General features: G+C 69.4%; 14 protein-coding genes. 3 read left to right on the forward strand and 11 right to left on the reverse strand.

Going from position 1 to position 16,257, the window contains the following annotated elements; genetic code table 11:
• Positions 1-219: 219 nt before the first annotated feature.
• The 7 genes from AC0NH5_RS31075 to AC0NH5_RS31105 all read right to left on the reverse strand — a co-directional run bounded on the left by AC0NH5_RS31075 (position 220) and on the right by AC0NH5_RS31105 (position 8,146).
• Positions 220-1,227, reverse strand: a complete 1,008-nt coding sequence (locus AC0NH5_RS31075) for an ABC transporter ATP-binding protein (RefSeq protein ID WP_474410372.1) — start codon at positions 1,225-1,227, stop codon at positions 220-222.
• The gene (locus tag AC0NH5_RS31080) at positions 1,220-2,230 is read right to left on the reverse strand and encodes an ABC transporter ATP-binding protein (RefSeq protein ID WP_474410492.1); all 1,011 of its coding nucleotides are present in this window, start codon (positions 2,228-2,230) and stop codon (positions 1,220-1,222) included. The genes AC0NH5_RS31075 and AC0NH5_RS31080 overlap by 8 nt, the downstream gene beginning before the upstream one ends.
• A gap of 115 nt (positions 2,231-2,345) precedes the next feature.
• Positions 2,346-3,287 carry an ABC transporter permease gene (locus AC0NH5_RS31085; RefSeq protein WP_474410373.1) on the reverse strand — a complete coding sequence of 314 codons (942 nt, stop codon included), beginning with the start codon at positions 3,285-3,287 and terminating at the stop codon, positions 2,346-2,348.
• Positions 3,280-4,206: an ABC transporter permease gene (locus tag AC0NH5_RS31090; RefSeq protein WP_474410374.1), complete on the reverse strand. Its 927-nt coding sequence runs from the start codon at positions 4,204-4,206 to the stop codon at positions 3,280-3,282. Before AC0NH5_RS31090 ends, AC0NH5_RS31085 begins: the two co-directional genes overlap by 8 nt.
• Positions 4,207-4,335: 129 nt before the next feature.
• Positions 4,336-5,973, reverse strand: a complete 1,638-nt coding sequence (locus AC0NH5_RS31095) for a peptide ABC transporter substrate-binding protein (protein WP_474410376.1) — start codon at positions 5,971-5,973, stop codon at positions 4,336-4,338.
• Positions 5,974-6,215: 242 nt separating this feature from the next.
• Positions 6,216-6,884 carry a response regulator gene (locus AC0NH5_RS31100; protein WP_474410377.1) on the reverse strand — a complete coding sequence of 223 codons (669 nt, stop codon included), beginning with the start codon at positions 6,882-6,884 and terminating at the stop codon, positions 6,216-6,218.
• Positions 6,881-8,146, reverse strand: a complete 1,266-nt coding sequence (locus AC0NH5_RS31105) for a PspC domain-containing protein (protein WP_474410493.1) — start codon at positions 8,144-8,146, stop codon at positions 6,881-6,883. Before AC0NH5_RS31105 ends, AC0NH5_RS31100 begins: the two co-directional genes overlap by 4 nt.
• 149 nt (positions 8,147-8,295) lie before the next feature.
• Between AC0NH5_RS31105 and AC0NH5_RS31110 the strand changes: the two genes are divergently transcribed.
• Genes AC0NH5_RS31110 through AC0NH5_RS31120 form a run of 3 tightly spaced genes read left to right on the forward strand, consistent with a single transcriptional unit; the run spans position 8,296 to position 11,323 of the window.
• Positions 8,296-9,765 carry a PspC domain-containing protein gene (locus AC0NH5_RS31110; RefSeq protein WP_474410379.1) on the forward strand — a complete coding sequence of 490 codons (1,470 nt, stop codon included), beginning with the start codon at positions 8,296-8,298 and terminating at the stop codon, positions 9,763-9,765.
• On the forward strand, positions 9,762-10,100 hold the full coding sequence (locus AC0NH5_RS31115) for a hypothetical protein (protein WP_474410380.1): 339 nt from the start codon (positions 9,762-9,764) through the stop codon (positions 10,098-10,100). Before AC0NH5_RS31110 ends, AC0NH5_RS31115 begins: the two co-directional genes overlap by 4 nt.
• Positions 10,097-11,323, forward strand: a complete 1,227-nt coding sequence (locus AC0NH5_RS31120; RefSeq protein WP_474410381.1) for a phosphatidylserine decarboxylase — start codon at positions 10,097-10,099, stop codon at positions 11,321-11,323. Before AC0NH5_RS31115 ends, AC0NH5_RS31120 begins: the two co-directional genes overlap by 4 nt.
• A gap of 244 nt (positions 11,324-11,567) precedes the next feature.
• Here the strand turns inward: AC0NH5_RS31120 and AC0NH5_RS31125 are convergent, their stop codons facing one another.
• The 4 genes from AC0NH5_RS31125 to guaA all read right to left on the reverse strand — a co-directional run bounded on the left by AC0NH5_RS31125 (position 11,568) and on the right by guaA (position 16,249).
• Entirely contained in the window at positions 11,568-12,356 is a 789-nt protein-coding gene (locus AC0NH5_RS31125; RefSeq protein ID WP_474410494.1) for a CDP-alcohol phosphatidyltransferase family protein, read from the reverse strand.
• 364 nt (positions 12,357-12,720) lie between these two features.
• On the reverse strand, positions 12,721-13,617 hold the full coding sequence (locus AC0NH5_RS31130) for an NUDIX hydrolase (protein ID WP_474410382.1): 897 nt from the start codon (positions 13,615-13,617) through the stop codon (positions 12,721-12,723).
• Between the two features lie 5 nt (positions 13,618-13,622).
• The gene (locus tag AC0NH5_RS31135) at positions 13,623-14,570 is read right to left on the reverse strand and encodes an NUDIX hydrolase (RefSeq protein WP_474410383.1); all 948 of its coding nucleotides are present in this window, start codon (positions 14,568-14,570) and stop codon (positions 13,623-13,625) included.
• A 131-nt stretch (positions 14,571-14,701) separates the two neighbouring features.
• Positions 14,702-16,249, reverse strand: a complete 1,548-nt coding sequence (gene guaA, locus AC0NH5_RS31140) for a glutamine-hydrolyzing GMP synthase (RefSeq protein ID WP_474410384.1) — start codon at positions 16,247-16,249, stop codon at positions 14,702-14,704.
• Positions 16,250-16,257 lie beyond the last annotated feature (8 nt).

A 16,257-nucleotide genomic window follows, 5' to 3' on the forward strand; every position in this document is an offset into this window, starting at 1 on the left:
AAAGGCCACTTACCCGTACTTTTGGTCAACTTCTCCTTGATCTTCGGCCAGGTTCGACCGGTAAATGATCTATTTCGCCGGGTTGCCGGATGCCTGGCCCGCGGGCCGCTCGTTGGCGACATTGCGGACGACTGCGCCCACCGAAAAAGAGGCGGAGGCGGCCCGAAAAAGGAAACGGCCCGGACCGAAGTCCGGGCCGTACCAGAAACAATGAAGCTGTCAGTGACCGTGCACCACGTCGCGGACCTCCGCGAAGTGGCAGGCGCTCGGATGCGGCGAGCGATCACGAACGGTCAGCGCCGGGTCCTGCTTGGCGCAGACGTCCTGCGCCTTCCAGCAGCGCGTGCGGAACCGGCAGCCGGAGGGCGGGTTGGCCGGCGACGGTACGTCGCCCTCCAGGACGATCTGGTCACGGTGACCGCGCAGGCGCGGGTCCGGGACCGGCACGGCCGAGAGCAGGGCCTGGGTGTACGGGTGGGTCGGCTGATCGTAGATCTCGGTGTCGTACCCGTGCTCCACGATCCGGCCGAGGTACATCACGGCGACGCGGTCGGAGATGTGCCTGACCACCGACAGGTCGTGCGCGATGAAGATGTACGACAGGCCGAACTCGTTCTGCAGCCGCTCCAGCAGGTTGATGACCTGCGCCTGGATCGACACGTCGAGCGCGGACACCGGCTCGTCGCAGACGATGATCTCGGGCTTGAGGGCGAGCGCGCGGGCGATGCCGATGCGCTGGCGCTGACCGCCGGAGAACTGGTGCGGATAGCGGTTGATGTGGTCGGGGTTGAGGCCGACCGTGTCCAGCAGGTCCTGGACGGCCCGCTCGCGGCCCTTCTTGGGGACCACCTCCGGGTGGATCTCGAACGGCTCACCGATGATGTCGCCGACCGTCATCCGGGGGTTGAGCGAGGTGTACGGGTCCTGCAGCACCATCTGGATGTTGCGGCGGGCCCGGCGCAGTTCGCCGCCCTTGAGCCGGACCATGTCCTGACCGCGGACCATGATCGAGCCCGAGGTCGGCTTCTCCAGGCCGACCAGCAGCTTGGCCAGGGTCGACTTGCCGCAGCCGGACTCGCCGACCACGCCGAGGGTCTCGCCGCGGCGCAACTGGATGTCGACGCCGTCGACGGCCTGGACGGCGCCGACCTTGGTCTTGAAGACGATGCCCTGGTTGATCGGGAAATGCTTGACGAGACTCTTGGTCTCGAGGACTACCTCACTCACCGAGGACCTCCCGGAAGTAGTGGCAGCGGGCGGTACGGTGCGGCGCGACGGCGTAGGGCGGCGGCGCCGGATCCTGACGACACGGGTCCTTCGCGTACCGGCAACGGGGGTTGAAGGCGCAGCCCTGCGGCACGTCGGTCAGCGCCGGCGGCAACCCGCGGATGACGTTGAGCTGCTGGCCCTTCATGTCCAGGCGCGGGATCGACTCGAGCAGCGCGCGGGTGTACGGGTGCGCCGGCCGGGCGTAGATGTCGTAGACCGGCGCCTCCTCGACGACCTTGCCCGCGTACATCACGGAGATCCGGTCGGCGACGTCCGCGACCACGCCCATGTCGTGCGTGATCAGGATGAGGCCCATGTTGCGCTGCTTCTGCAGATCCGCGAGCAGGCCCATGATCTGCGCCTGCACGGTCACGTCGAGCGCCGTGGTGGGCTCGTCGGCGATCAGCACCTCGGGGTCGAGCGCGAGCGCCATGGCGATCATGACGCGCTGCCGCATACCGCCCGAGAACTGGTGGGGGTAGTCGCCGACCCGGGCCTTGGCAGCCGGGATCTTGACCTGGTCGAGGAGGTCGATCGCCCGCTTCTTGGCGTCGCCACGGGACATGCCGCGGTGGATCCGGAACAGCTCGCCGAGCTGGAAGCCGACCGTGTAGACCGGGTTCAGCGCGGAGAGCGCGTCCTGGAAGATCATTGCGATCCGGTTCGCCCGGACCTTGCGGCGCTGCTGCTCGGAAAGGGTGAGCAGGTCGACACCGCGGTACTTCACCTGGCCCTTGGTGATGAATCCGGGCGGGCTGTCCAGGATGCCCATGATCGCCTGAGCGGTCACCGACTTGCCGCAACCGGACTCGCCCAGGATGGCGAGCGTCTCGCCCGGGGAGAGCCGGAAGTTCGCGCCGTTGACGGCCTTGGCCACGCCGTACTGGGTGCGGAACTCGACGTGCAGGTCGTTGACCTCGAGCAGGAGCGCGCGGGGGTCGACGCCGGGTAGGACGTCCATCTCCGCCTTTATGTCAGTCACCGTGTCTCCTTTGGCATGCCCTCTTGGCCCTCGTCTGCGAGGCCGAAGGGCTGGCTGCGGATTGCTGCCACTCGGTGCAGTCGGTCATGCCGTATCACCGCAACTTCGGGTCGAAGGCGTCGCGGATGGCGTCGCCCAGCATGATGAAGGCCAGCACCGTCAGGCCCAGGAACGTCGCGGGCCAGACCAGCGGAGCGGCTGCCACACGCGCGGACGGAGTGGCCTCGGAGATGGCGATACCCCAGCTGATCGCGTCGCCCTTCAGACCGACGCCGAGGAACGACAGCGTCGCCTCCACGCCGATGTTGATGCCGAGCAGGATCGTCAGCACGACGATGAAGGACGCGATCGAGTTCGGCAGGATGTGCCGGAGCATCAGCCGGCCCGGGCCGGCGCCGAGCATCCGGCCGGCGGCCACGTAATCCTGGTTCTTCGCCGAGATCACCGCGGACCGCATGACACGGGCGCCGGAGGTCCAGGTGAGCAGCCCCAGCGTCAGGATGACCGCGATCAGGCCGTTGTCGTTCGGATCGGCGGAGAGCCGGGTGGAGAGCACGATGCCGGCCAGCAGGAACGGGATGGCGAGCATGACGTCGATGAACCGGGACAGCAGCGCGTCCACCCAGCCGCCGAAGAAGCCGGAGGAGAGGCCGATGACGATGCCGATGACACCGGCGATGAACGTCGACACCACACCGACGATGATCGAGTACCGGGCGCCGTGGATCGTGCGGGCGAAGACGTCGCAGCCCTGGAAGTCGTACCCGAAGTAGGCCGAGCCCGTGGCGCCCTTGTGCTGGTTGGCCAGCGCGCAGGCGCGTGGGTCCGCCGAGGTGAACAGCGACGGCCAGGCGGCCATCAGCAGGATGATCGCGACCAGCACGACCGCCACCCAGAAGATCTTGCTCTTGCGCAGGTCGTTCCACGCGTCGCCGGCGAGGCTGCGCGGCTTGTCGGACTTCCCGCGCTTGGGCTGAGGCTGGACCGCACTCGGGTCCGGCACCTCGGCCGCGGTCACAGCATTCAAGTCACTCATAGCGGATCCTGGGGTCAAGGGCGGCGTAGAGCAGGTCGACGACGAGGTTGACGACCAGGAAGACGATCACCAGCGCGCTCACGAAACCGACGACGAGCGGGCCGTCCTCGGTGCGGATGCCCTTCGCGAGGTTGAAGCCGACACCGGGAATGTTGAAGACGCCCTCGGTCACGATCGCACCGGACATCAGATTGCCGAGGTCGACACCGATCAGTGTGATGACCGGGATCAGCGAGTTGCGGAGCACGTGCACCGAGGTGACCCGCCGGGACGACAGGCCCTTCGCCCGTGCGGTCCGCACATAGTCGGCCCGCAGGTTCTCGGCGACCGAGGTCCGGGTCACCCGTAGCTGGGTGGCGAGGACCGAGGTCGCCAGCACGATCGCCGGCAGGAGTAGTTGATAGAAGGTCGCCTTCGCGTTGGCTGTCGGCGGGAACCAGCCGAGCTGAATGCCGAACAGGAGCTGGGACAACGGCGCGATGACGACGATCGGCATCGACAGCAGCACCAGCGTGGCGACCAGAGTGGTGTTGTCGAAGGTGCCGCCCCGGCGGATGGCCGAGAAGACACCGGCGGTGATGGCGACAGTCGCCGCGATCACGACCGCCATGGCCGCCAGCTTGAGGGTGATCGGCCAGGCCGTCTCCAGCGTGTCGGCGATGCTGCGACCGGTGAGCGACGTGCCGAAGTCGCCGGTGAGCAGGCCCTTCATGTAATACCAGTACTGGGTGAGGAAGGGCTCGTCCAGGTGGTATCGCTCGGTCAGCGCGATGCGCTGACTTTCAGTGATGGGTCGTTCGCCCGCCAACGCCTGGAGGGGGTCGTCCTGGTTGGCGAACATCAGCGCGAAAACTACGAAGGTGGCCCCGAAGAAGGTCAGGACCATCTGCAGTAAGCGCCGCACGATGTAGCGGAACATACGGGTTTAGCCTCTTCCGCGGAAGAGCGCCGGCCTCGTGAGCTCGGCGACGGGGAGGGTGGGGTCAACACAATGGTGGCGCCACGGTTTCACATCCTCCGTGACGCCACCACCGTTCGAGCGGTTGGATCAGCTCACTACTTCGATCTCGTACAGCTCAGTCTTCTGGAACAGGTCGACCTTGACGTTGGTGACCCGCTCCGAGTAACCGAAGACGTTCTGGCCGACACGCAGCGGGATCACCGGCATGTCCTGGGCGAGGATGTCCTCGGCCTGCTGCCACTTCGCGATCGACTCCTCCGGCGTCTTGGCCGCGGAGCCCTCCTTCAGGAGGTTGTCGAACGCCGGGTTGCTGTACCCGTAGTAGTTGGAGGAACCGCCGGTCGCGTACAGCGGGCCGAGGTAGTTCTCCATCAGCGGGTAGTCCATGATCCAGCCGAGGCGGATCAGGCCGACGGGCTGCTTCTTCTCCACCTTGGTGAGCAGGTCGGCGAACTTCGGCTCGCCCACACCGGTGCAGTTGACGCCCAGCGAAGCCTTGATCTGGTTGCACGTCGCGTCGACCCACGCCTTGTGCGGGCCGTCAGCGTTGTACGTGATCTTCAGCTCGGAGGGGCCGCCGCCCTCGGTGTAGAGCTTCTTGGCCTCGGTCGGGTTGTACTCACAGTTGGCGCCACAGGTGTTCTCGCGGTAACCCGCCACCACCGGGGAGACGAACGAGGTGGCCGGGGTCTGCGAGCCCAGGAAGATCTGGTCGGTGATCTCCTGGCGGTTGATCGCCATCGAGATCGCGCGCCGGACCTTGACGTCCTTGAACTCCTCGAGGAACGTCGGGAAGCCCACGAACTGGAACACCGAGTTCGGGCTCTTCTGGAAGCGGTCGCCGAGGTCCGCGGAGGCCTTCGCGAGGCTCTCCACCGGGATCTGGGTCTGCACGTCCAGGTTGCCCGCCACCAGGTCCGCGTACTGCGCCGCGTCCTCCTGGTAGATCTTCCAGGTGATGCCGTCGATCTTCGGGACCTGGCCCTTGAAGTCGGCGACCTTCTCCACGACGATCTGCGAGTCGTGCTCCCACTTGCCCTTCATCTTGAAGGGGCCGTTACCGACGATGGCGTCCTCGAAGCCCTCGGCGATGACGCCGTCGCTCGAGAAGGCCGCCTTCGGCAGCGGGTAGAAGACGGTGTAGCCGAGCAGCGACTTGAAGGAGGCGAACGGCGCCGACAGCTTGATGGTGAAGGTGCTGTCGTCGACGACCGTCAGACCGGTCAGTTTCTTGGCCTTGGGCTCGGGAGCCTTCTTCGGGCCCTCCTCGCCGTCCGGGTCCTCGGACTGCAGGGCCTCGTACCCGTCGATGCGCGAGAAGAAGTAGGCGCCACCGTTGCCGTTGGGGCCGTAGGCACCGTGGTTCCAGGCGTCGACGTAGTTCTGTGCGACGACCGGCTCGCCGTTGTGGAAGGTGAAGCCGGGCTTCAGCTTCACGGTCCAGGTGGTGTTCGTGGCGTCCGGCGTGATCGACTCCGCGGCGACCTCGACGGGCTTGTTCTCGGCGTCGAAGTCGACGAGCGGGTAGAAGAGCGACGCGAGAACCTCGGCACCGTTGGACTCCGTCGTGTTCGACGGGAGCAGGTGCTGCGGCTCGGCGATGCCGATTGAGACAGTATTCGAGGTAGCGGCCGAGTCATCGGACCCGCCGCTACCGCAACCGGCGGCCAACAAGGCGATGGCGGTCGCTCCGACCGCCATCTTCCATGGGCTTTTCCCAAGCATGGGAGTGCCTCCTTCAGGGGCGCTCACGAGGGGTTGTGTGAGTAGCTGCCACTGTGACACAGGGGCACGGAAACCGATGAGCGCCGTTATCAAGCCGATATTAGCCGTTTACGTCCCGGCGGAGACGCAAAGATCGTTCTTTCAGCCATTCTGACCGTCCTGACCTGCAAGGACTCCCGCTTGTGCCCTTTCGGCCACTCTTCGCAGCCGAACGTACCACCGGAAAGTCACTTGACGTACTCCTAGACGAGTCTCCGGTCCGCGGCCCACCGTGACAGCTCGTAGCGGTTGCTCATCTGGAGTTTGCGCAACACGTTGGACACGTGCGTCTCGACCGTCTTGATGCTGATGAACAGCTCTTTTGCGATCTCCTTGTACGCGTACCCACGGGCCAGCAGGCGCAGAACCTCGCGTTCGCGGTTGGTGAGCTGGTCCAGCTCGGGGTCGGCGACCGGCACGTCCGGCCGGGAGGCGAACGCGTCCAGCACGAAGCCGGCCAGCCGCGGGCTGAACACCGCGTCCCCGTCCGCGACCCGGCGCACGGCCGCGGCCAGCTCGTCCGGGGAGATGGTTTTCGTGACGTAACCCCGGGCACCGGCCCGGATCAGGCCGATCACGTCCTCCGCCGCGTCCGAGACGGACAGCGCCAGGAACTTGACCTGTGGATGGCTGCGCCGCACCGACTCCAGCACCGCCCGGCCACCGCCGTCCGGCATGTGCACGTCGAGGAGCACGACGTCGGGCTGCATCGACCCGATCCGGCTGATCGCCTCGCTCACCGTGCTGGCCTCGCCCACCACGTCGACGTGCGCGCCGAGCTCGGCGCGCACCCCGGCGCGGAACATGGCGTGATCGTCGACGAGGAAGACGGTGAGGCGCCGGAACTCGGCGTCCGTGACAGGCTCGGTCATCGTGCTGTCTCCTTACCTGCGGTAACGCTCTCCCGGTACACCGGGAGCATGAGGCGGACCTCTGTCCCCTCACCGGGCGCGCTGCGAATCTCGGCTTTTCCTCCATGGCGCTGCATCCGCCCGATGATCGAGCCACGGACACCGTGCCGCGTATCCGCCACACCGTCGATCTCGAAGCCCGCGCCACGATCCCGGACGAAGACGCTCAGCTCATCCTCCTCCACCTCGGCATAGAGCGAAACCGTCTGCACGCCCGCGTGCCGGGCCGCGTTGACGAGCGCCTCCCGGGCCGCGGCGACCAGCGCGCCGACCCGCTCGTCGCTCTGCGTGTCGCCCACCACCACCGTCTCCACGGTGATCGCGTAGGTGTCCTCGACCTCGGCGGCGGCCTGTTCCAGGGCGGCGGCGAAGCGCTCGGCCGGCGAGCCGGTCGGCCTGTACAGCCAGTTGCGCAGGCTGCGCTCCTGCCCGCGGGCGAGGCGCTGCACCTCTTTGATGTCGGCGGAGTTGCGCTGGATCAGCGCCAGCGTGTGCAGGACCTGGTCGTGGATCATGGCGGCCAGCTCGGCGCGCTCCTGCTCGCGGATGCGGCCCTCGCGCTCGGCGCGCAGCTGCCCGAACGTGCGCCAGACCAGCGGCGCCACCACGACACCGACGCCGAGCAGCCCGACGAACGCGAAGATCACGCCGTTGAAAACGGCGGACAGCGACTCGGCCGGGGCGTAGACGGCGACCACGCCGATGATGCCCACCGCCACGAGGATGCCGCCGCCGATGAAGCGGAACAGGAAGGAACGGCGATCGTTCTCGGACACGAAGGCCGCGAACCACGGCGCCGCGGCGATGTGGCTGTCGGCGCCCTGATCGCGCCGGCTCGGATCCGACTGGTGCCAGATCACGCCGGCGCCGACCGCGATCACCGCGATCATCCAGCCTGCCGTGGTGGCCACCTGGTCGTCGAAGACGAGCGCCTGGAGCAGGATGACGCCGAGGCCGATGGCGGCGAACGGCATGATGGCCGCCAGGTCGCGGCGGGGCGTCTCCTCGTCGCCGCGCGCCTCCTGCGGCAGCACCGCCCAGTACGCGGCGTAGAGCAGCAGTCCCAGGGCGTTGAACCCGAGCAGGACCACGAGGGCGATGCGGACCGCGAGCACCGGCACGCCGAGGTGGCGGGCCAGGCCGACGGCGACGCCCGCCACGATGCGGTGATCGCGTGGCCGGTACAACCGGCGCGGCTGCGGCGTTACGGTCGTGGTAGTGATCGGATTCCCCTTTCCTGCCCTCCGATCGTCACACGCATCGAGGAACCGGGCCACGGGGACTTCCCCGGTAATCCGGGCCAGGATCTCAGGGTGGCCTCAGGGTCGGCGCCGGAAGCGCGTCGGGTGACGGGAGCAGCACGATCGAAGGCATGAACGACGAAGCTGCCGAACCGCGCGCCGACCGTGTCGACTCCACGGCCGGCACCTTCGACCCGAAGGCCGAGGCCTCCGGCTCGAGGGCCGGCACCGAGGAGTCCGGGACCGGCGGATACCCGCCGAACGTTCCGCCGTGGCTGGCCAACGCCGGCGCCGCCTTCACGCGCCAGCAGCTCGTTCGCCCGCGCAACGGCCGGTACGTGGCCGGCGTCTGCGGGGCGCTCGCCCGGGCCACCAACACCGATCCGGTGCTCTGGCGGGTCCTGCTCGCCGTGCTCGGCCTGCTCGGCGGCACCGGCGTGCTGCTCTATCTGATCGGCTGGCTGGTCATCCCGTCCGAGGGCGACACCGCCTCGCCGATCGAGTCGCTGCTCGGCAAGGGCCGCTCCGGGATGCAGCCGATCTCCGTGGTGCTGCTCGGCGGCGCCGCGCTGATGACCTTCGCGTTCATCGTCAACAGCGGAGCACGGGCCAGCATGCTGGCCGCCGCGGTGATCATCGGCGCCTTCCTGCTGATCAAGCGGGGTGGGGTGACCGGGCGGGACGATGCGGCCTTTCCCGCGGCCGCGGCGCCGCCCCCGCCGCCCGGCCCGGCTCCGGCGGCTGACCCGGCACCTGCCGAGCCGCCTCTTGAGGAGCCGACCCTGGCCTTCACCGCGCCGCCCGCAGCCGCGCCGGCCACGGAACCGGTGACCCCGCAGCCGACGCCCGCCCGGCCGACGGTTCCGCCGGTGGCCCCGCCGCTGATCACCAAGGAGTCACCGATCAGCGGCTACCGCCCGCCGTTCGCGCCGCACGGCCCGTACGCGAGTGCCCCGCCTCCTCCCCCGCAGCCGCCCGCCGGCAAGCCGAAGCCGCCGAAGCCGCCGAAGGAGCGCTCGGTCCTCGGCCGCCTCACCTTCTTCGCGGTCGTGCTCGTGATGGGCGTGCTGGCCGTGCTCGACATGGCCGGGGTGAGCGTCGCGATCTCCGTCTACTTCGCCACCGCGCTGGTCACCATCGCGCTCGGGCTCATCGTCGGCACCTGGTTCGGCCGGGCCCGCGGTCTGATCGTGCTCGCTCTGGTGGTCACTTTCGGCCTCGTCGCCTCCACCGGCATCGAGCGCTTCGGCCAGGACGTCACGCCCAGCGTCTACCGCCCGGCCAGTCTCGCCGAGGTGGCCGACCGCTACGACTTCACGTTCGGCAACGTGACGCTCGACCTGACCCAGGTGGACTTCACCGGACCGGAACAGGTCACCGCCATCACCATGAACCTCGGCCAGTTGCGGGTGCTGCTCCCGCCGAAGGTGGACGTCAGCACCGAGGTGCGCGTGGAAGGCGGCCGCGCCGTGCTCTTCGGCACCCAGCACAACGACCCCGGCGCCCTGTCGACGACCGACCTCGGCGCCGACGGCGCCGGTGGCGGGACCCTGCTGCTCAACGTCAAGATGGATGTCGGAAACGTGGAGGTGGCCCGATGAAGCCGCACCGGATGGACGCCGTCTCGCTCAGCTTCGGCCTGCTCTTCCTGGCGATCGCCTTCTGGTGGGCGATCTCCCGGGTGGTCACGCTGCACCTGCCGGCCCTCGGCTGGATCGTCGCCGGCGGACTCATCTTCTTCGGGATGGTGGGGCTGCTCGGAGCGATCCGTTCCGGTCGCCGCGAGGTGCCCGGGCCGGTCCCGGCCGAGGCTGTCGTCGAGACGCCGGGTGACCTGCCGCCGGAGATGCACGCCTCGATCGTCCAGGAGCTGCTCGACAACCCGGCCACCCGCCTGGACGAAGAGCAGCGCAAGGGCAATATGCTCGCGGAATGACCCCGAATCCCGTACCCGGTGTGGGTGCCCGGGCCGCTCGTGCCCTGACCGCAGAGTTCGCCCGCCAGAACACGGCCACGTCGGCGCTGCTGATCGGCGCCGACCACGCCTCCACCGTGGTGGCGGCCGCCGTCGAGGCGCTGCTTCCCGGTGACACCCTGACCCTGGTTCCCGGCGAGCACAGCAGCACCGACGTGCTGCGCGGGCACATCACCGGCCTGGGCAGCTGGGTCGCTGACCGGGTGAAGATCGTCGAGTCGCTGGACGAGGCGCAGCCGGCCGACGTGGTCATCCTGGGCGAGCCGCTGACCGGCACCGCCGACGAGACCCGGGCCCTGCTGGACCGGCTCGGCAAGCACCTCTCCGACGGCGCGGTGCTGTCGGTCGCCACGCCCGCCGCGCCGGGCCGGACCGCGGGCGCCGCCGCCGAGCTGTTCCGGCAGAGCGCGCTCTTCGGCGTCGGCTCCGACCTCGTCGTCCGCAACCAGCCGCCGCTGCGGGTGCACAAGCTGCGCTTCAGCCCGGCCGACGTGACCACCGCCGCGACCCTCGCCCCGACGTACCGGCCGTCCAGCGTCCCGGTCACCCGCACCATGCACATCGACTCCAACGGCGTCGCCGCGGCCGGCATCGCGCTCGGCCTGGCCTACGTCGCCCGCCGCGCGCGGCCCAAGTCCAAGCTCTGGCTGCTGCCCGCGATCGCCGCCGCCCCGGTCGCCGCGTTCTTCCGCGACCCGGAGCGTGACGTGCCGGGCGACGCGTCCGCCGTGGTCGCCTCCGCCGACGGCAAGGTCCTCTCGGTCGAGCGCATGCAGGACGAGCGTTTCGGCCCCGGTGAGTGGCTCCGCATCGCGGTCTTCCTGTCCGTTTTTGACGTGCACGTCAACCGCTCGCCGGTGGCCGGCCGGGTGGCCGACTACTTCGTCGAGGAGGGCGGTTACGCGAACGCGATGACCGCCGCGGCCGAGCACAACGTCGCCGCCTACACCGTGCTCGACACCGAGCAGGGCACCGTCGTGGTCGCGCAGCGGACCGGCCTGATCGCCCGCCGCATCGTGCAGCGCACCCCGGTCGGCACGCTGCTGGCCAAGGGCGAGCGGTTCGGCCTCATCCGGTTCGGCTCGCGCACCGACGTCTATCTGCCGGCCGACAGGGCCGAGGCGGTCGTCAGCGTCAGCGAGCGGGTCATCGGCGGCTCCACCGTCATCGCCCGCTGGAAATAACCCCTGTTCAGTACGGCCAGCAAAGTCCCGTACCCACACCGCGAGGTCGCTGCACGCCCCAGGCCGTGCAGCGACCGCCGGGCGTGAGCGCTTGGTCCCCCTCCACCCCAGAAGCGTGGGGAGTTCGGGTGCGCTCCGCGCCCGAACTCCCCACACAAGAACTCGCAGCTCGGGGTGCGCTGCGTGCCCGAGTCGATCAACAAGAAGAGGCCGCCCCGAAGGGCGGCCTCTTGTCTGTTTCGGGTCAGACGCGCTTGGCGCGCATCCAGAGGACCGGGCCGCTGACCAGGTAGGTGGCGACGATCAGCACGAAGGTCATCCGCGGCTGCATGAGCGCGCCGACCACCGGCAGCAGCAACAGCCACGGCGGGAGCTTCACGATCCGGGCGAGCTTCGCGTACGGGAAGCTGGAGACCATCGCGACGGCCAGCAGCGCCACGCCACCGAGCAGCGCCATGCCGGGCAGCGGCAGCCCGATCAGCACGGTGAGCGCGAGCACCGCGGCGGCCATCGTGGTGGGCACGCCGCAGAAGAACCGGCCGTCCTTGGGCGAGACGTTGAACCGGGCCAGCCGGACCGCGGCGCAGCCGGCGACCAGCGCGCAGGCGACCGCGGCGGCGGCCTGCGGCACCGAGTCGACGAGTGAGGCATAGACCACGACGGGCGCGGCGAGACCGAAAGAGCACATGTCGGCGAGCGAGTCCATCTGGGCGCCGAACGGGCTCTGCACGCCCAGCTTGCGCGCCAGCGCGCCGTCCAGGCCGTCGAAGATCACGCAGGCGACCAGGAACGCGGCCGCGAGCCGCGGCTGTCCGTCCATGGCCAGGAAGATCGCCATCAGGCCGAGGCCGAGGCTGGCCAGGGTGCAGCCCTGGACCACGGCGAAGCTCACGCGGCGGGACAAGGTGTGCTCACCCGGAAGCAGAGGAATCGACTCCGACGTCGACTCGGCGGCGGCTGCCGGCGCGTCGACCAGCGCGCTGGGCGCCGGCACAGTGCGGGTCCGGGACAGCTCCGGCCCGGTGTACAGCACCTCGGCCCGGGTCGCGGTCGCGGACCTCCTGGTCTCGGCAGAGCGGCGGCCCACCCGAACCAACAGGGCTTGCCGGGCGAGCGTTCCGCCGCGGCGCAGCCGGCCTGCCCAACGACGTCCGGCGGGACGGGGACTATCCGTCGAACGACGCCGGCGCCAAGGGGTACTCGGCACGTGCTTCCTCCATGGAGTTCGGGTGTTCCGCCGGACTGTCAAGAGACCAGCGAAATTGCGGACTACACCATCGCACAGCCGGACGGCCTTGGCGAGAGGGCGAACGATCCTCGAGTACAACAACGACAACCGACGGTTTCATCCCGCTGACGGACCGACGGACGCTCACTCAGCCTTCCGGACACTAATTTTAGCCCGTGTGAGCCACAGCATCCCGTGACAGCTCGGTGAGGGGGAGGTTGTCGAGCTCGGCGGGAGCGAACCAGGCGGCCTCCGCAGTCGAGCCGCCGGCCGCCTCAGTGACTGCGGCGACGGTCGGCTCATCGACTCTGACCTGGTACAACACTCTAATCACGTGCCAGTCCATCGGGACGCCCTCGGGACCCATCGCGGCTGGGTCGTACCGATGGCCGACCCCCAGCAAATTCATGATCCGGCCCCGTTGTGACGTCTCTTCATAGAGTTCCCGGGCCAGCGCGCGCTCCGGGGTCTCGCCGAAGTCGGTGCCGCCACCGGGGAGGTGCCAGCGGCCCCCGCCCGGATATCCCGGGGCGATCCGGGTCAGCAGGACGCGGCCGGCCGGGTCGGTGACCAGCCCGTACGCGCCGAATCGCTGCACCCGGGTGGACGGGACCGCCGGAACCGGACCGGGCGGCGGCGCCACCGGGGCGTCGGAGAATCGGATACCGAGGACACGAGCCGTGAACGGCAGCAGCGGCCGGTCCGCCACCTCCGCCGGTTGGACCCAGGCGGCCAGGTCGGTGGTGCCGTCGGCCTCGGGCCGCAGGTCGCCGCCGGCCACGTCGACGTCGTAGATGATCCGGTCGACGTGCTCGATCGAGTCGTCGGGCAGGCGGGTCAGGTCGGCCAGCACCGTCCGCGGGCGGATCACGCGGACCGCGAGGCCGGTCTCCTCGGCGAACTCCCGGACGACAGTGTCGTCCGGGTGCTCACCGTGTTCGATGCCGCCGCCGGGCAGCGACCAGACATCGGGGAAGGCGCTGGCGGCCGATCCGCGGGTCAGCAGCACGCGGCCCTCGGCGGTGCGGCACACCGCGTACGCCGCGGCCCTTCTCCTGATCTTCACCGCGCCTAGATTAGCCGCGCGGCTCGCAACGCATCGGCGGTGACCTCGGTCAACCGGTCGGCGGCCAGCTCGGCGACCTCCTTGAGCGGCATCCACCGGGCCTCGTCGGTGGAGCCGCCCACGTCGTGGATGGCCACCTCGGTCGGCTCGTCCACCACCACCCGGTAGAAGGCGCGCACGCCGTGCCAGTCGATCGGGTAGCCCTCCGGGCCGAGCGAGGCGGCGTCCCGGTGACTGGCCACGCCGAGCAGCTCGACCAGCCGGCCCCGCTGCCCGGTCTCCTCGACCAGCTCACGGATCAGCGCGGTGCCGGGCTGTTCGCCGTAGTCGGTCCCGCCACCGGGCAGGTGCCAGCAACCCGCACCCGGATATCCGGGCGAGATCCTGGTGAGCAGCAGATTTTCGTACGGGTCGGTGGCGATCGCGTACGCCGCGAACCGCTGCGCCCTATGCAGGCCGTCCGGCCCCCGATAGGCGTAGAAGGAGGGGAAGTCGGGCACCTCCTCGGGCCGCAGGTCGGCGGAGGCGGCCGGCAACCCGAGCGCGGCCGCGGTGAACGGTCGCAGCCGCAGCCCCTGGGCCTCTTCGAGGGTGTGCCAGCGGGCCAGGTCGGTGGCCTGGCCGACCCGGTCGATCAGGTTGCCGCCACGGATCGACACCGAGTAGATCAGCCGGTCGGTGTGGATGGTGACGCCTCGGTGCGGCAGCGAGCGCATGTCGGCGAGGACGTCACGCAGCCCGGAGACGGCGACGGAGAGGCCGGTTTCCGCCGCCGTCTCACGGACGACGGTGTGGTTGGGGTCTTCGCCGTGGTCGACGGCGCCGCCGGGCAGCGACCAGACTCCGGGTGTGCCGGAGCGGGTCGAGGCCCGGACCAGGAGGATGCGGCCCGCGTCGTCATGCGCGACGGCGTAGGCGGCGATCCTGCGGAGCGGTTCCAGTGCGGGGGTCACGGGCGGCAATTCTGCCCGGATTATGTTACCTCTCAAGAACTTCTGTCGGGTTCCTGACAGTGGGATAGCGGTGAGTAATGGCAGCTCAGGACGATTTCACCTGCCCTGAGCTATAGATCCACTACTGACAGTCACTCCCACTCGATGGTGCCCGGTGGCTTGCTCGTGACGTCCAGAACCACCCTGTTGATCTCGCGGACCTCGTTGGTGATCCGGTTCGAGATCTTGGCGATCAGGTCGTACGGCAGGCGCGACCAGTCGGCGGTCATCGCGTCCTCGCTGGAGACCGGCCGCAGCACCACCGGGTGCCCATAGGTGCGGCCGTCGCCCTGCACACCGACACTGCGCACGTCGGCGAGCAGCACCACCGGGAACTGCCAGACACCCCGGTCCAGCCCGGCCGCGGTCAGCTCCTCGCGGGCGATCAGGTCGGCCTGGCGCAGGATGTCCAGCCGCTCCCGGTCCACCGCGCCGATGATCCGGATCGCCAGGCCGGGACCGGGGAACGGGTGCCGCTGCACCATCGCCTCGGGCAGGCCCAGCTCGGCGCCGAGCGCCCGCACCTCGTCCTTGAACAGGGTGCGCAGCGGCTCGATCAGCGCGAACTGCAGGTCGTCGGGGAGGCCGCCGACGTTGTGGTGCGACTTGATGTTCGCCGTGCCGGTGCCACCGCCGGACTCCACCACGTCCGGGTAAAGCGTGCCCTGCACCAGGAACTCGATGTGCCGCTCGGCGTCCAGCTCACGAGCCGCGGCCTCGAAGGTGCGGATGAACTCGCGGCCGATGATCTTCCGCTTCTGCTCCGGGTCGGTGACCCCCGCCAGGTGCCCGAGGAACTGGTCCGAGGCGTCGACGACCTTGAGCCGGATGCCGGTGGCGGCGACGTAGTCCTTCTCCACCTGCTCGGCCTCGCCGGCGCGCAGCAGCCCGTGGTCCACGAAGATGCAGGTGAGCTGGTCACCGATGGCCTTGTGCACGAGGGCCGCGGCGACCGCGGAGTCGACCCCGCCGGAAAGACCGCAGATGACCTGCTTGTCCCCCACCTGCGAGCGGATCAGAGCGACCTGGTCATCGATGATGTTGCCGGGGGTCCAGGTCGGCTCGATGCCGGCGATGTCGTACAGGAAGCGCTTGAGCATCTCCTGGCCCTGCTCGGTGTGCGCGACCTCGGGGTGGAACTGCACACCGGCCCGCTTCGCGGTGAGGTCCTCGAAGGCCGCGACCGGGGCGCCCGGCGTCGACGCGGTGACCGCGAAGCCCTCCGGCGCGACCGCCACGCTGTCGCCGTGACTCATCCAGACCGGCAGGTCGGCAGGCAGGTCGCGGAGCAGGGTGCCACCCTGCGCGGCGAGCAGGGTCCGGCCGTACTCCCGGGAGCCGGTGTGCGCGACCGTGCCGCCGAGCGCCTGGGCCATCGCCTGGAAGCCGTAACAGATGCCGAAGACCGGCACGTCGTTGTCGAACAGGCCGGCGTCGAGCACCGGGGCGCCCGGCTCGTAGACGCTGGACGGGCCGCCGGACAGGATGATCGCGGCAGGGTTCTTCGCCAGCATCTCGGCCACCGGCATCGAGTGCGGGACGATCTCGGAGTAGACGCGGGCCTCACGGACCCGGCGGGCGATCAACTGGGCGTACTGGGCGCCGAAGTCGACGACGAGAACGGGACGCGGGGTACTCACCCGGCGAG

This window comes from Actinoplanes sp. 13 (assembly GCF_056134165.1).

Bases quoted from the DNA above. Each gene is read 5' to 3' on its own strand.
- AC0NH5_RS31080 (WP_474410492.1), bottom strand. From the start codon at position 2,230: ATGGACGTCCTACCCGGCGTCGACCCCCGCGCGCTCCTGCTCGAGGTC.
- AC0NH5_RS31085 (WP_474410373.1), bottom strand. From the start codon at position 3,287: ATGAGTGACTTGAATGCTGTGACCGCGGCCGAGGTGCCGGACCCGAGT.
- AC0NH5_RS31090 (WP_474410374.1), bottom strand. From the start codon at position 4,206: ATGTTCCGCTACATCGTGCGGCGCTTACTGCAGATGGTCCTGACCTTC.
- AC0NH5_RS31095 (WP_474410376.1), bottom strand. From the start codon at position 5,973: ATGCTTGGGAAAAGCCCATGGAAGATGGCGGTCGGAGCGACCGCCATC.
- AC0NH5_RS31100 (WP_474410377.1), bottom strand. From the start codon at position 6,884: ATGACCGAGCCTGTCACGGACGCCGAGTTCCGGCGCCTCACCGTCTTC.
- AC0NH5_RS31110 (WP_474410379.1), top strand. From the start codon at position 8,296: ATGAACGACGAAGCTGCCGAACCGCGCGCCGACCGTGTCGACTCCACG.
- AC0NH5_RS31115 (WP_474410380.1), top strand. From the start codon at position 9,762: ATGAAGCCGCACCGGATGGACGCCGTCTCGCTCAGCTTCGGCCTGCTC.
- AC0NH5_RS31120 (WP_474410381.1), top strand. From the start codon at position 10,097: ATGACCCCGAATCCCGTACCCGGTGTGGGTGCCCGGGCCGCTCGTGCC.